The sequence below is a fragment of the Pseudomonas sp. KCJK9000 genome (assembly GCF_046230725.1).
GTDB lineage: Bacteria > Pseudomonadota > Gammaproteobacteria > Pseudomonadales > Pseudomonadaceae > Aquipseudomonas > Aquipseudomonas promysalinigenes.
In genome coordinates, this window is sequence record NZ_JBJJLN010000072.1 from 1 (window position 1) to 15,625 (window position 15,625).

Consider the following 15,625-nt stretch of genomic DNA (forward strand, 5'->3'; position numbering starts at 1 on the left):
GGCCGCGCTGAAAAATTATTTAGCCGACCCCGCTGAACGCACCTTATATACACACACTGAAAAATTAGCAATCTCACCATTTCGGATTTTTCATATTTCCTCGAACAAAACCCAAGCGAAAAATATGACCCTGAATATATAAAAAAAACCTTCAACTACTCAATTTCAACACAACTTCTTCAAAAGCATTACGAGGTCAAGAATGCGTTTCTAGCAGGTGACAAAAGCGCGCATGAGACTCACTTAAAAGTGACAGACGATTGCATTCAAGAAACCATTTACGACGATCTGATTGACATTATTGCGAGTTCAGTTGATAACCCAGACCCAGAAGATCCAGATGGTGATAAAACCGCAACCTACGCTGCACTTTCGCGCTCGAAATCTGCTAAAGATTACTTAACTGTCGAACTGTTCAGAAACCTCATAGAAGAAACTATAGAGTCGAACCTTCCGCCACATTACAGCCCTTTCGATAACCTTACGAACCACTTACTGAAGGCCATTTACCAAACCTCCGAAAAAGCCATCCAAACGCTCAAGTCCGATCTCGACGCAATGGATTTCGTGGAAAAAACCTTGGAGAGTTTGGAAGCTAACTTCTTCGAATCAATGGCCTCAGCTGAAAAGGGGGCCTACGCTGGATACGTCGAGCTTATCAGGCAACTGCGTAGGGCCCAAGGCATGGCTCTACGCGAAAGTCGTGTATGGCCAGTCTCCGTCACCACTGACACTATCTCTTGGCAAGGCCCGATAGATAAGCAGTCATTTGACATCTATCTGTATTGCCCAGAATCAGAGCGCGGTAAAGAAAGCCTGCTCGTTGGCCATTTTGGTGAAGTGCACGCCACTAAATTATGGCCACAATCCTGGCCTTTCGTCTTCACGCCCCCACCCAAACTGAAAGATTGGACACAAATAAGTTACCTTTGCGAGGACTATGCCAATACAAACGGCTCCGAAGTATTCGACACCACCGGCCACAGTGAATCAGGCGTCGACCCGCGCACAGGTCTGTTCCATGCCCACTACCCGGTGGCCAGCCTACAAGGCTTGCAAGGCCAGGGGCCGGTATGTGAACTGACCTTGCACTATTCGGCCATGCGCGCCAACGAGGCCGGACTGGGTGACGGTTGGGCCTGGCGTTTCTCCAGCGTGCAGGTGCGCGACAGGCTGCTGACCCTGTCCGATGGGGTCCAGGTCAAGTTCACCGACGCGCAGTGGTCCGAACTGGGCAAGGGTCAAGCGCTCAAGCTGCCCGCATGCGTAGTGCGCAGCAACGCCGATTACAGTGAATTCATCATCGATTTGCCCTCCGGCCGGCAGGAAGTACTGAAAAAGCCCGCCGCCCAAGGCAGCGACGAGGAAGAACCGAACAAAGCGTTTCATGAACTCGTGCTGAAAACGCTGAAAGCCATCCGTACCAAGTCCAAGCCTGATTTCCCAGCGAAGCCTGACAGTTGGCAGCAATGGACGGTGATGTGCGTACCTCATCTGTACTACGGCGCCGCAGAACTGGACTACAACGAAGCACTCCAGGCTTGGCAGGGAGACAGCAATATCAAGGAGCTCGACCGACGCATCGCCGACTACGAGAAACCCTTCGTTCAGCTACTGCCCACGATCATCGAGTCGCCCTATGGTGAGAAACTCGCACTGGAATGGAAGCGTCAGAAAGGCCAGTTTCTGCTGGTAGCGGTCAACAGTGGCAACGAAGCATTATTCAAAGCGCAATACATCAAACCGCACGAGAAGACGGGCTCTGAGGTCCGGATGCAAGTCTGGCCCGGCAGCCAGGCTGAGAAGTATGAGGTCAACCTCGAACTCGAAGGCTACTTGCTGCGTAAACTCATACGAAAGCAGAATAACACCGTGCTGCAACAGGTGGACTGCGACTACGACGACGACCCCACTCTGGACCGCGTACTGTGTAGCTTGAGGGAACTGGATGGGTCAATCGAATGCGTGAAATATCAACCCTGGCAACGACCCGATGGGAGAAAGGATCGTCGTCCTGGGCTGCCGCGCGTGGTGCTGCATGCGCTGATGCCCGGCGATGCCCAGCAGAACCAGGTAGCCACCTACAAGTATGACGGGGACTTTCTGGCGACCGATCACCGCATTGTCAGCGTCGAATACGAGTGCGGCCCACACAGCGCCCGCGAGCGACACCTGCTGGTGCATGGCCGCGTCAAACATGAAAGACGTGTCGAGCGTTTCGAATTCCTGCGCGCAGTGGCTTCGGAGCAGGACCACTGGCTGTACTTCACCACCCGCCCTGACCAGAAGAAAAACGACCAGCTTCGGCTGACCAAAGGCTACCGCTACACCGGGGCGGGCGATGAATTTGCCGAGCTGCTCTTCGCCTTGAAAGCTGGCGATAAAGCTGACGAACCGGCGGTGAAAGACGGGGCGGTATTGGTAGAGCGCCAGCGCGAGCTGCTTCAGTGGTTCTTCGACAAATCCGATGATGAAGAGCGTCTAAAACTGGCGGCCAGCATCTCTTGGCTACTGGCCTATACCCCACGTGAGGAGCGAGACAGGCTGGGGCGCTCTGTAGAGGTGGCGACCCAGGAAGAGGACCTTGCCGGTAATGTGCTGCGCCTGCATAAAAGCGACGAACACATTCTGTACCGCTGCTACTACACCCAGGCTGGCGACAATACGATCAAGCTCAACTCGCTCACTGGGCTGGAAGCGCTACCCACCCTCAATTGCCCATTCATCCCGGACTACGCCACGGCGCCGGTCATGGCGGAATACCAGTGCGACCCGTTCGGCAACGCAAAAGGGCTACGCCTATTTGGCTACCGCAAGGTAAAGCGCGGTACACGCGACCTGCTGGAGCTGGCACAAGTGGTGGTGATCGAAGGGGTCGAGGGCCAAGTCAAAGGCGACAGGCTCGACAGCGACACCAAGTGGGCGCTGACCGATGCCGGGGCTACCCTGGTTTGGCGCCAGCGCACCACCGAAATAAGCGAGGTCAGCCCTAAGACACCCCAAAGCAAGGTCATGCAGTGGTCGGTCACAGATACCCAAGTCACCCATCACGGCAAAGAGCGCTTGGAGCTTAAAAACCTGCAAGCCTTCGAGGACAATCCGACTACCCCTGGCATTACCGTGCGCGTCAACAGCACCACCTCGGCAGGTACCGAACTGCTCAGTACCGAGCTGCGCTCACGCCATGCCAGGCGCCGCCTGGAACGAATGGAGCAAGGTGAGGAGGTGCACTGGCAGTACGACGCGCTGGGCCGTGTGATTGAAGAATCACGCTACCTGATCAAGGACGGTGCCACAGCCAAGGGCAAAGACCAGCAAGCCGACGAGTCGACCAGCACCCGCTATTCGGCTGACGGCAAACTCGCCACGCATACCCATAAAAACCAGGACATCAGCCGCAGCTATATGGACGGCCTCCAACGCACCTGGCGACGCGAGTGGTGCAAGCATGGCACCCAGCACTTCATTGCGCTGGAGCACTATGACTTTCACGGTCAGGACTCCGGGGAATTGCTGGCCAGCTGTAGCTGGGACTACTTGCCCGGCGGCCAGGCTGTGGTCGAGATGACCCCTGAAGTGCTGGGTACAGGACCGCGAGCCTGGATCCGCGAACAAGGAGGCCTGGATGGGCCGGGGATGCTCAGCGCACTGCAAGCCCAGAGCAACACCGACGCCGCATCAGGCAGCCTTGGGTCCGACTCGCTTGCGACCCAGGACATCAAGACCCAGCACCTGGTCGAACATGGCCTGGACGGGCAATGTCTGTTCCAACGCAGCTCCGAGTACGCTCATCGCAGGGACGGGACCTTCGAACAAGTGGAGCACCTGACCGATAGTGCTGGCCGTACGCAGCTGCAATTGCTCAGGCACTACGACCGGTCAGGCCATGTCATTCGATACGAACGTAGCCTGGGCACGCAAACTGCTAGCTACAGCCTTAAGCGCGACGCAATGGGTAGGGTCACGCAGCTTACCCGCCCCGACAAGTCCACCATCGCCTACCGCTATCACGGCCTGAGCAACCACGCCACCGAACTGAAAGTGGACGGCGTGGTAGTGGCTATGCAGAAAGTCACTGCCATCAGCACGCTCACTTCGCGCACCGTGGGCAAACGCACTTACGGTTTCAGCGATACTAGCGTGACGCTGCCTGATAAAAGCACCCTTTTTACTCTTCAGAACGCCGGCGGTTCGTGGCTCATGGCGCAGGGCCATACCCTCTCCAGCCTCACCGTCAACAATGACACACTGACCCTCGACTCGGCCGCCAGCGACAGCAAAACCGCCAGTGACTGGAAACAGACCTACCGCGACGCCAACCTGCCTGGACGCCAGCATGTCGAGCAGACATCGCCCCGTGCCAAGCGCCAGGGCTGCCGCTGGCAGAGCCTGCGTGGACTGACGCTGGCATCGCTGCGCGCTGACGGCCACTGGCAACGTGTGTTCACCGACCGCCAAGGGCTGTTGCTGCGCACGTGCCAGGACCATGAAGAGGTCATACACCGCTACGACCCACAGGGCCGCCTGCAGTCGCGTAGCGCCCTGGCACTCAAAGCCGGCGGCCGCTGGCAAGTGCTGAGTGAATACGATGGCTTTGGCCAGGAAATGACCCGGCGCTTCCTGCGCAATGGTAGCGAATGCTTCAAGCAATGCCTGACCTGGCGCGGCGATGGTCGCTTGGCTAGCAAGACCAGTTACGAGCAGGGCAAGCAGCTGCGTGCGGAGCATTTCGAGTACGACGCGCTCGATCGTCTGCAAAAGTACGAATGCAAAACCAGCGCCGCCAAGCATTGCCCACTCAATGCACGGGGCGTGGCGGTAAAAGCCCAGGCGTTCACTTGGGATGCCTTGAGCAACCTGACGCAATGCATCACCACCACCTATGACGGCAAAACCCATACCGAAGACCTGGCCTACAGCAAAACCGACCCCACCCAGCTTGTGGGAATCAACTGCGACGATGACACCCAAAACTTGGCATGGAACGCCAACGGCTTTCTGACCGACGCCGCTGGCCAGCATCACTACAGTTACAACGCCGCCGGCCAGATCCTCAAGGTCACTGATGACGCCGGCAAGCTACTAGCGCGCTATGAATACGACGGCAGCCAGCGTCTGGCGGCGCAGTACCTGGAAAGCGACCAGAGCACCCGCGAGCTGCGCTATGACGGCGACGAGCTGATTGGCCAATTGCGATACGACAAGGCCGGCGAGGCTTGCCAGCACACAAGCTTGACCTGCGGCCTGGCTCAGTACGATGAAAACGAGGTGCGTTGGTTGATCGATGACCCACAGTCGGGGGTCGCCGGGCAGGTCCGGGACGGTAAGCTGGAACTGGCGCCCTTGCTGCCCTTCGGCGAGGGCAAAGCGCTGGAGGGTGTCGTCAACGGGTACAACGGTATGCGCCGTGATCCGGTCACCGGTCACTATCACGCCGGCAATGGTTACCGCAGCTACGACCCGACACTGCGCCGCTACGCCCAGCCCGACTGGCTCAGCCCGTTCGGCGAAGGGGGTATCAATGACTATGCCCATTGCCCGGACCCGGTCAACCTGCACGATCCCAGCGGTGCGATCATGGTCAGCCGCTGGGACCAGCAGGCGCAGAAGGCCAGCTACGAAAGAGCGCTGACCGACACGCAGAAAATGCCGGTCGGCAACCGTTGGCGTGGCCTGGCATTCTCGGCATTGCTGGCGGTGGTGGGCGCGGTGCTGACCGTCGTCACCGGGGGTATGTCGGCGATCGTGCTGGGCTTCGTCACGGTGATGAGCATACTGTCGTTCGCGTTCGAAGTGGCGGCAGTATTCACCGCCGATTCGAACCCTCGGTTGTCGCGGGCACTGAGTATCGCTTCGGTCACCACCGGGGTGTTGAGCACCATGGGCTTCTCTGGGTTGTTCAAGCTCGGCCTGAGCGGGCTCAAACTTTTGGCAAAGGGTGCCACGCTGGTGGGCAAAGGCGCCAAAGTGGTGTGGAACGCGGCCAAGACATTTGCGCGAGCGGGGCTTAAAGGGCTCAAAGCCTCCTGGCGTGCAGCCCGTGGGGCCGGCCGGCTGAGTGCGTTGGCCGATGATGCGCTGGGTGGTCTGGGCTCCCCTGGCAAGCTGGGCAGCCTTCGCCGAAGGCTGATGTATCACCTGACTGAAACCGTCGTAATAGGTGAAAACACCCCGATCAACTTCGCCCGGTCGGGACTGATCGGGAAAGTTGGCAGTTACATGCAAAGCAAGGGGATGCTCGCACCGATCATGCAAACGCGGATGCACCGCGCTGTCGCCTATACCGCCGATGCTGCTGGCAACCTGCTCGACAGCAATATCTTGCTTGGCACGATCAACTCGAGCATCGACCTGGAAAGCCAGCGCCAGGCGCTGGAAGACGCAGAGCAACCCGAGCGGCAGGCGAGTAACGCCGTCAGCGTAAGGCGTTCGGGTAGCACTGCAGCTGGGCAGGTACCTCGCTTGCCATCCCTGCGCACGGTACGGCACAGGCTGCTACCTGCAACCCAAAGTGCAAGTTTCTGGTAGGGGCCTGACAGCTGAATGCGGTTAACGCACCAACATGCGCTTGCATTGTTGACGGGCAAGCGCGCACCTAAGCGATGACAACGAGGATGCAACCATGAGCGATAAAATAGGCAGGACCGGCAAAGTGCGTGATATGGATGAAGTCGATAAATTCGGCCACATCGACGTGAAATATGAGAAGAAGTTGGTATACCTTCCCCCGGAAGAGGCTGGCGACCTGGAGGACGGTGTTGAGGTGGTGTTCGACATCGAGCTGGTTAATGGCAAACCCTACGCCGTCAATGTCAAACGTAAGTAACCTCCGGCGTCAAAAGCCGTGCCCCGCTGCAGAGTGCGGGGCACCGGCCACTCAGCGGCCAACACCAGGCGCCCTGTTCTACGTTCCAGCTACCCATTGCGCAATGCTGATCTCGCGGATGCGAAACTTCTGCACCTTGCCGGTCACGGTCATCGGGAACGCCTCGACAAAGCAGAAATGCCGTGGCGTCTTGAAATGCGCTATCCGCCCGTTGCACCACTGCTGCAGCTCATCCGCCGTAGCGCTATGGCCTGGGTGCAGGCGGATCCACGCCACCACTTGCTCACCGTATTTGCTGCAGGGTATACCCACGACCTGGGCCTCGGCCACCGCCGGGTGGGTGTGCAGAAATTCCTCCAACTCCCGTGGATAAATATTCTCGCCTCCACGAATGATCATGTCCTTGTTACGCCCAACGATACGCACATAACCCTGCTCATCCATCGTTGCAAGGTCGCCAGAATGCATCCAGCCCTGCGGGTCAATGGCATCAGCGGTGGCCTGGGGATTGCCCCAGTAGCCAAGCATCACACTGTAACCACGGGTACACAATTCGCCTATCTGGCCGCGGGGGACGATGCAACCCTCGCCGTCCACCAGCTTGGTCTCAAGCTTAGGCTGGGTACGCCCCACGGTGGTCACGCGCAATTCCAGCTCGTCATCGGGGCCGGTCTGAAGGGACACTGGGCTGGTTTCGGTCATGCCGTAAGCGATTTGCACTTGCGCCATGTGCAACTGGTCAATCACCCGGCGCATCACCTCGATTGGGCAGGTAGCGCCGGCCATGATGCCGCTGCGTAACGTCGACAGGTCCAGCTGCAGGCGCGACGGGTGGTCGAGCATGGCGATGAACATGGTCGGCACGCCATACAGGATGCTCGCACGCTCCTCGGCCACTGCACGCAGCGCCAGCTCGGCGTCGAAGGCGTCGCTTGGGTAGATCATGGTGCTGCCATGGGTGATGCAACCCAGGTTGGCCATGACCATGCCGAAACAGTGGTACAGCGGCACCGGGATTACCATGCGGTCAAGCGCGCTCAGTCCCAGGCTTTCACCGACCATGAAGCCGTTGTTGAGGATGTTGTAATGGCTGAGGGTAGCGCCCTTGGGTGCGCCGGTGGTACCGGAGGTGTACTGAATATTCACCGGCTGGTCGAACTTCACACTGTGCTGGCGGGCCGCATAGGCTTGCAGCGAGGTCTGCCCTGCCCGCTCGGCAAGGGTTTGCCAGGGCAGGAAGCCGCTTGGCGGGTTAGCCGCCAGGCTGACCACACCACGCAGCTGCGGCAAGCATTGACTGGTCAAATCGCCCATCTCGGCGCTGGCCAGCTCCGGCACCAACTGCTGCACCATGGCGTGGTAATCGCAGGTCTTGAAGGCATCGGCACATACCAGCCAGCAGCAGCCGGACTGACGGAGCACGTACTCCAGTTCACCCACACGGTACGCCGGGTTGATGTTCACCAGAATCGCACCGACTTTGGCGCTGGCAATTTGCAGGATGCACCACTGAGCGCAGTTGGGTGCCCAGATGCCAACCCGCTCGCCCACACACACGCCCAACGCCATGAGCGCGCGGGCGTGCAGGTCCACTTGGTCGGCAAGTTGCCGCCAGCTGTAGCGCAGGTTCTGGTGCCGTACTACAAGCGCTTCACCGTCGCCGCAGCGGGCCACGGTCGCGTCGAAAGCCTGGCCGATGGTCATCGTTAGCAGCGGTTGGTCCTGGCGACCGCGGGTATAGCTTGGTTGACTCATGGGTGTCCCTTCTTGTGATTGTTTTGGGCACAACGGGCGATAACTACTTTGGCGTAGATTTACGTTTACGTAAAGGTGACGAGCCAATTGACAGCATCTGAATGCAGGTTTACGTTAACGTAAAGGTTATACAGAGCACCGCATTGGTCAGCACAGCCGACTAGGTGCTGGCCGTGAGCTACGGTGTTACCCCTATTTCAAGAACAAGAAGGTGCCATTGAATGCTTTACCCCAGCCTGAACTTCGCCCTCGGCGAAACCATCGACATGCTCCGCGACCAGGTGCGCACCTTCGTCGCCGCCGAATTGGCGCCACGTGCAGCGCAAATCGACCATGACAACCTGTTCCCCGCCGACATGTGGCGCAAGTTCGGCGACATGGGCTTGCTGGGGATTACCGTTAGCGAAGAATACGGCGGCGCAGGCCTGGGCTACCTCGCCCATGTGGTTGCCATGGAGGAGATCAGTCGCGCTTCGGCCTCGGTGGCACTGTCTTACGGCGCCCACTCCAACCTCTGCGTGAACCAGATCAACCGCAACGGCACCCACGAACAGAAACTCAAGTACCTGCCCAAGCTGATCAGCGGCGAGCACATCGGTGCCTTGGCCATGAGCGAGCCCAACGCCGGCTCCGACGTTGTGTCGATGAAACTGCGCGCCGAGCAGCACGGCGATCACTATGTGCTTAACGGCAGCAAGACTTGGATCACCAACGGCCCAGACGCCAACACCTACGTGATTTACGCCAAGACCGATCTGGACAAGGGCGCTCATGGCATCACCGCTTTCATCGTCGAGCGTGATTGGAAAGGCTTTAGCCGCAGCACCAAATTCGACAAGCTGGGCATGCGCGGCTCCAACACCTGCGAGCTGTTTTTCGACGGCGTTGAAGTGCCGGCCGAAAATATCCTTGGGCAACTCAACGGCGGCGTGAAGGTGCTGATGAGCGGCCTGGACTACGAGCGCGTGGTGCTCTCCGGCGGCCCGACCGGCATCATGCAAAGCTGTATGGACCTGGTGGTGCCCTATGTTCACGACCGCAAACAATTCGGCCAGAGCATCGGCGAGTTCCAGTTGATCCAGGGCAAGCTTGCCGACCTGTACACCCAACTCAACGCCAGCCGCGCCTACCTGTATGCCGTGGCACAGGCCTGCGACCGTGGCGAAACCACCCGCAAGGACGCCGCCGGGGTAATTCTTTATACCGCCGAGCGCGCCACGCAGATGGCCCTGGAAGCGATCCAGATTCTCGGCGGCAATGGCTACATCAACGAATTCCCAGCTGGCCGCCTGCTGCGCGATGCCAAGCTGTACGAGATCGGCGCCGGCACCAGCGAAATTCGCCGGATGTTGATCGGTCGCGAATTGTTCAACGAAACCCGCTGAGAACAAGGAACGGGCGCCTATGGCTATCTTGCATACCCAGATCAATCCGCGTTCGGCAGAGTTCGCCAACAACAGCGCGGCCATGCTCGAACAGGTCAGACACCTTCGCGGCCTGCTCGCCCAAGTGGCCCAGGGAGGTGGGCCGAGCGCTCAGCAGCGGCACACCTCGCGTGGCAAGCTGCTGCCACGTGAGCGCATCGACCGGCTGCTGGATGCAGGCTCGCCATTTCTGGAGATCGGCCAGTTGGCCGCCCATCACGTGTATGGCGAGGACGTACCGGCAGCAGGCTTGATCGCCGGCATCGGGCGCATCGAGGGTGTTGAATGCATGATCGTGGCCAACGATGCCACGGTCAAAGGCGGCTCTTACTACCCGCTGACGGTGAAAAAGCACCTGCGCGCACAAACCATCGCCCTGCAGAACCGGCTACCGTGCATCTACCTGGTGGACTCCGGCGGCGCCAACCTGCCACGCCAGGACGAAGTGTTCCCCGACCGCGAGCATTTCGGGCGAATCTTCTTCAACCAGGCCAACATGAGCGCGTTGGGTATCCCGCAGATCGCCGTGGTGATGGGCTCCTGCACCGCTGGCGGTGCCTATGTGCCAGCCATGGCCGATGAAGCGATCATGGTCCGCGAGCAGGCGACCATTTTTCTGGCCGGGCCGCCGCTGGTCAAAGCCGCCACCGGTGAAGTGGTGAGCGCCGAGGAGCTCGGCGGCGCCGACGTGCATTGCCGTACCAGCGGCGTAGCCGACCATTACGCCGACGACGACGAACACGCCCTGGCAATTGCCAGGCGCAGCGTGGCCAACCTCAACTGGCACAAGCTTGGCAAGTTGCAGTGCCAGGTGCCGGCTGAACCGCTGTATAGCGCCGAGGAGCTTTACGGCGTGATCCCGGCAGATGCCAAACAACCCTTCGACGTGCGCGAAGTGATTGCAAGGCTGGTGGACGCGTCGCTGTTCGATGAATTCAAGGCGCTGTTCGGCACCACCCTGGTGTGCGGCTTTGCTCACCTGCAGGGTTACCCAGTAGCCATCCTGGCCAACAACGGCATTCTGTTTGCCGAGGCTGCGCAAAAAGGCGCGCATTTCATCGAGCTGGCCTGCCAGCGCGGGGTACCGCTGCTGTTTCTGCAGAACATCACAGGCTTCATGGTGGGCAAAAAGTACGAGGAAGGCGGCATCGCCAAGCATGGCGCCAAGCTGGTCACCGCCGTGGCCTGCGCACAGGTGCCGAAATTCACGGTGATCATCGGCGGCAGCTTCGGCGCTGGCAACTACGGGATGTGCGGCCGCGCCTACGACCCGCGCTTGCTGTGGATGTGGCCCAACGCGCGGATCGGCGTGATGGGTGCCGAGCAGGCTGCCGGGGTGCTGGCGCAAGTCAAGCGCGAGCAGAGCGAACGCAGCGGTCAGCCTTTCAGCGCCGAGGATGAAGCCAGGCTCAAGCAGCCGATTCTCGACCAGTACGAACGCCAGGGCCATCCTTACTATTCCAGCGCTCGCCTATGGGACGACGGCGTGATCGACCCCGCACAGACCCGAGACATTCTTGGCCTTGCATTGTCAGCCGCGCTGAACGCCCCGATCGAACAGAGCCGCTTCGGCATTTTCCGGATGTGACCGATGAATGACTTCAGCACCCTCGAAGTGATCCGCGACCCGCGCGGCTTCTCCACTCTGTGGCTGAGCCGCGAGGACAAGAACAATGCCTTCAATGCGCAGATGATCCGTGAGCTGATCGTTGCCCTTGACCAACTGGCGGACGACGCCAGCCTGCGCTTCTTGCTGCTGCGCGGCCGGGGCCGGCACTTCAGCGCTGGCGCCGACCTTGCGTGGATGCAGCAGTCGGCGCAGTTGGACTTCAACACCAACCTGGATGATGCCCGCGAACTGGGCGAGTTGATGTACGCCCTGCACCGCCTCAAGGCACCTACATTGGCGGTGGTGCACGGCGCAGCCTTTGGTGGCGCAGTGGGGCTTATCAGCTGCTGTGACATGGCCATCGGCGCTGAAGACGCTCAGCTTTGCCTCTCGGAGGTGCGTATCGGCCTGGCTCCAGCCGTGATCAGCCCATTCGTGGTCAAAGCCATCGGTGAACGCGCGGCCCGCCGCTACGCATTGACCGCCGACCGTTTCAGCGGCGCGCGCGCGCGCGAGCTGGGCTTGCTGGCCGAGGTGTACCCAGCCACCGAGCTTGAGGCGCAGGTCCAAGCCTGGGTGAACAATCTGCTGCAAAACAGCCCGCAAGCGCTGCGTGCCACCAAGGACTTGCTGTGCAAAGTCGACGACGGTGAACTCAGCCCAGCGCTGCGCCGTTATTGCGAAAACACCATCGCCCGCATCCGCGTCAGCGCCGAAGGCCAGGAAGGCCTGCGCGCCTTCCTGGAAAAACGCCGCCCTGCCTGGCAAACCGATGACAATAAGGAGCCACGCCCATGAGCCGCCCTACGCTGACCACCCTGCTGGTCGCCAACCGCGGCGAAATCGCCTGCCGGGTAATGCGCACCGCCAAAGCCATGGGCTTGACCACTGTTGCAGTGCACAGCACCACCGACCGTGACGCCCGCCACAGCCGTGAAGCCGACGTGCGAATCGACCTGGGCGGCAGCAAGGCTGCCGACAGTTACTTGGTGATCGACAAGATCATTGCCGCCGCCAAGGCCAGCGGCGCCCAGGCGATCCACCCAGGCTATGGCTTTCTCTCCGAAAACGCAGGTTTCGCCCGCGCCATCGAAGCCGCTGGCCTGATCTTCCTCGGCCCACCGGCCAGCGCCATCGATGCCATGGGTAGCAAATCAGCCGCTAAGGCACTGATGGAAGATGCAGGTGTGCCGTTGGTGCCTGGCTATCACGGCCAGGACCAAGACCTGGAAACCTTCCGCCTCGCCGCCGAGCGCATTGGCTACCCGGTGTTGCTCAAAGCCAGCGCAGGCGGCGGTGGCAAAGGCATGAAAGTGGTCGAGGAGCAAAGCCAGCTGGCTGACGCACTGGCCTCGGCTCAGCGTGAGGCGCAGTCATCCTTTGGCGATGCGCGCATGCTGGTGGAAAAGTACGTACTCAAGCCGCGCCACGTGGAAATTCAGGTGTTCGCCGACCAGCATGGCAACTGCCTGTACCTGAACGAACGTGACTGCTCGATTCAGCGCCGCCACCAGAAAGTGGTCGAAGAGGCCCCCGCGCCAGGGCTGCCCGCCGAGCTGCGCCGAGCCATGGGCGAAGCAGCGGTGCGTGCGGCCAAAGCCATCGGGTATGTCGGGGCCGGTACCGTCGAGTTTCTGCTCGACGCCCGTGGCGAATTCTTTTTCATGGAAATGAACACCCGGCTGCAGGTCGAACACCCAGTCACCGAAGCCATCACCGGGCTTGACCTGGTGGCCTGGCAGATCCGCGTGGCCTGTGGCGAACCGCTGCCAATCACCCAGGAGCAGGTGGCGCTGAACGGCCATGCCATAGAAGTGCGCTTATATGCCGAAGACCCGGCCAATGAGTTTCTGCCAGCCACCGGTAGGCTGACGCTGTACCGCGAATCGGCACCCGGAGACGGCCGTCGGGTCGATAGCGGGGTCAGCGAAGGGGATGAGGTATCACCGTTCTACGACCCCATGCTCGGCAAGCTGATTGCCTGGGGCCAAGACCGAGAGCAGGCACGCCTGCGGCTGCTGGCGATGCTCGACGAGTTCGCTATTGGCGGCGTAAAAACCAACATAGCCTTCCTGCGGCGGATTCTCGCGCAACCGGCCTTCGCCGCCGCCGAGCTTGATACCGGGTTCATTCCTCGCCATCAGCAGGTGTTGCTGCCCGCTGCGCAGGCGTTGCCTGCGGCATTCTGGGAGGCGGCGGCACAGGCATGGTTACAAGGCCACGCGCCGCACCAGCGAGCGGACGATAGCGGCTCGCCCTGGGCACGGCGCAACGGGCTGCGGCTCGGTTTGCCTGCGCGCAGCAGCCTGCATCTGGTGAGTGGGGGCGATGACCAAGCGGTTGCGCTTGAGCACAGTGCCACTCCTACATGGCAACTGGACGGCGAACAGCTTTGTCATGACGACAACGGGGTGCGCCGTCGCTACCTGGCGATCCGCCGCGAGGGTACGTTGTTCCTGCGGTGGGATGGCGAAATGCATGCCGTGCAGTCGTTCGACCCGATCGCCGCAGCAGAGGCCAGCCACAGCAACCAAGGCGGCTTGGCTGCGCCCATGAACGGCAGCATCGTGCGAGTACTGGTGGCACTAGGCCAAGCGGTAGAGGCTGGATGCCCACTGGTGGTGCTCGAAGCGATGAAGATGGAACACAGCGTCCGAGCGCCCCATGCAGGGACAGTCAAAACGTTGTTCTGCCAGGAAGGTGAGATGGTCAGCGAAGGCACCGTGCTGGTCGAACTGGCCGAGTGAAATAACCAAAGGGCCGCTGCGCGGCCCTTTGAGTCTAGAATGCACCGTGTGCCCGCACGACAACGCCGAGGAATTCACAGCCCTCTTCACACACCAGCGTCGGATAGCTGGGGTTGAGCGCTTTCAGATACTGCTGCCCGCCCTCCTCGGCCAGTTCACGTAAAAATGCCTTTCTGCCGGGCTGGCGGGCAATCACCAGCCGCCCGGTATCCGCCTCCAGCCCAGGATCGACCAGAATCCGCATACCCTGGGGCACGCTGCGGCCAGTGGCCGAACTCATGGCATCGTTTTCCACGTTCAGCCAGAAGGCCTTGCCCTGGGCCAGGTAGTCGGTCTGCTCGAACACGCAAGGGGCGGCACCCTCGGCAGCACCCAGCTCATCCCAGGCCACAACGGGGTAGCGGAAGCACACGATGTATTGCATGAGATCGAGTTCAGTATCACTATCGTCAACATCGTATAGGCCACGCTCCTCGCCAACCGCGCCGTGGATACGCAGTTGCAGGCTGACGCTGTAGTGAGGCATACCGATCTCGACGAAGGTGCGGTTCATCGACTCGATCTTTGGCTGTCGCCGCTTGTTCACCCAATGCCCTACGCTGCCTTGAGACACGCCAACGCGCTCGGCAAGCTGCTCTTGAGTGAGCCCTAGCTCCTCCATCCGGTGACGGACGAGGGCAATCCATTTATCCATATTCATCGCTGGCACGATACGGACTGCCTCCACGGGCTCAATACACATTCAGTATTATTTATGAAAACCCGCGGAAATACCGTAGGTATTATCATCGACCTGAACCCTTTCCCCATTGGCGCTAGCAGGTATCAGGATGAAACCACCGAAAGACGACGTAACAGATTTGGACAGCGAAGCGGCACGCCGCGCCCTGGACTACTACCTCAACCCGAACCCCACGCGTCCGAGTGCGCAGAACCGCATATGGACCTTACACGAGGGCGTCACTGCCGAGCAGGCGCAGGACCACGCCATAGAGCTGCTGCGCTGCGCTGCGGCCACTGCCCATGAAACCGCCACGCACCAGGATGGCAGCACCCGCGAACTCACTTTCGCGCTGATGCACATGATTGATATGGCCAGGGCCCTGCTAGAACATCAGCGCGCGCTGCAGAATGGGCGCTAGCAAGGCAATAAGGTGTGAGTGTGATGGCCGCGGCCCCGCGGAAGGCCCCATTCGCCGGGGCAAGGAAGCGCACCGGAAAAATTTTCACCGGATAAACGAAAATTCATTTGACTGGCAAATGA

Annotated in this window: 9 protein-coding genes; 7 read left to right on the top strand and 2 right to left on the bottom strand. The window is 60.3% G+C overall.

Translation table 11 applies throughout. The features are described from left to right. Positions 1-1,035: 1,035 nt before the first annotated feature. On the top strand, positions 1,036-6,528 hold the full coding sequence (locus ACK59H_RS21025) for an RHS repeat domain-containing protein (RefSeq protein ID WP_409264873.1): 5,493 nt from the start codon (positions 1,036-1,038) through the stop codon (positions 6,526-6,528). Between the two features lie 94 nt (positions 6,529-6,622). Beyond that, entirely contained in the window at positions 6,623-6,826 is a 204-nt protein-coding gene (locus ACK59H_RS21030) for a hypothetical protein (RefSeq protein WP_060476825.1), read from the top strand. Between the two features lie 78 nt (positions 6,827-6,904). Here ACK59H_RS21030 and ACK59H_RS21035 read toward each other — a convergent pair whose 3' ends face one another. Beyond that, positions 6,905-8,581, bottom strand: coding sequence for an AMP-binding protein (locus ACK59H_RS21035; protein WP_060476824.1), 1,677 nt, complete (start codon positions 8,579-8,581; stop codon positions 6,905-6,907). A 221-nt stretch (positions 8,582-8,802) separates the two neighbouring features. On the opposite strand from ACK59H_RS21035, the gene ACK59H_RS21040 reads away from it, so the two are divergent. The 4 genes from ACK59H_RS21040 to ACK59H_RS21055 are packed head-to-tail and all read left to right on the top strand — an operon-like array spanning position 8,803 to position 14,361. After that, entirely contained in the window at positions 8,803-9,966 is a 1,164-nt protein-coding gene (locus ACK59H_RS21040; protein WP_060476823.1) for an isovaleryl-CoA dehydrogenase, read from the top strand. Positions 9,967-9,985: 19 nt separating this feature from the next. Beyond that, positions 9,986-11,593, top strand: a complete 1,608-nt coding sequence (locus tag ACK59H_RS21045; RefSeq protein WP_060476822.1) for a carboxyl transferase domain-containing protein — start codon at positions 9,986-9,988, stop codon at positions 11,591-11,593. A 3-nt stretch (positions 11,594-11,596) separates the two neighbouring features. Continuing rightward, positions 11,597-12,412, top strand: coding sequence for a gamma-carboxygeranoyl-CoA hydratase (locus ACK59H_RS21050; protein WP_060476821.1), 816 nt, complete (start codon positions 11,597-11,599; stop codon positions 12,410-12,412). Next, positions 12,409-14,361, top strand: a complete 1,953-nt coding sequence (locus ACK59H_RS21055; protein ID WP_060476820.1) for an acetyl/propionyl/methylcrotonyl-CoA carboxylase subunit alpha — start codon at positions 12,409-12,411, stop codon at positions 14,359-14,361. The genes ACK59H_RS21050 and ACK59H_RS21055 overlap by 4 nt, the downstream gene beginning before the upstream one ends. A 34-nt stretch (positions 14,362-14,395) precedes the next feature. On the opposite strand, the gene ACK59H_RS21060 is transcribed toward ACK59H_RS21055, so the two are convergent. Further along, positions 14,396-15,103, bottom strand: coding sequence for a LexA family transcriptional regulator (locus ACK59H_RS21060; protein WP_060476819.1), 708 nt, complete (start codon positions 15,101-15,103; stop codon positions 14,396-14,398). 88 nt (positions 15,104-15,191) lie between these two features. Here ACK59H_RS21060 and ACK59H_RS21065 point away from each other — a divergent pair, with 88 nt between their 5' ends. Next, positions 15,192-15,503, top strand: a complete 312-nt coding sequence (locus ACK59H_RS21065; protein ID WP_060476818.1) for a DUF6124 family protein — start codon at positions 15,192-15,194, stop codon at positions 15,501-15,503. Positions 15,504-15,625 lie beyond the last annotated feature (122 nt).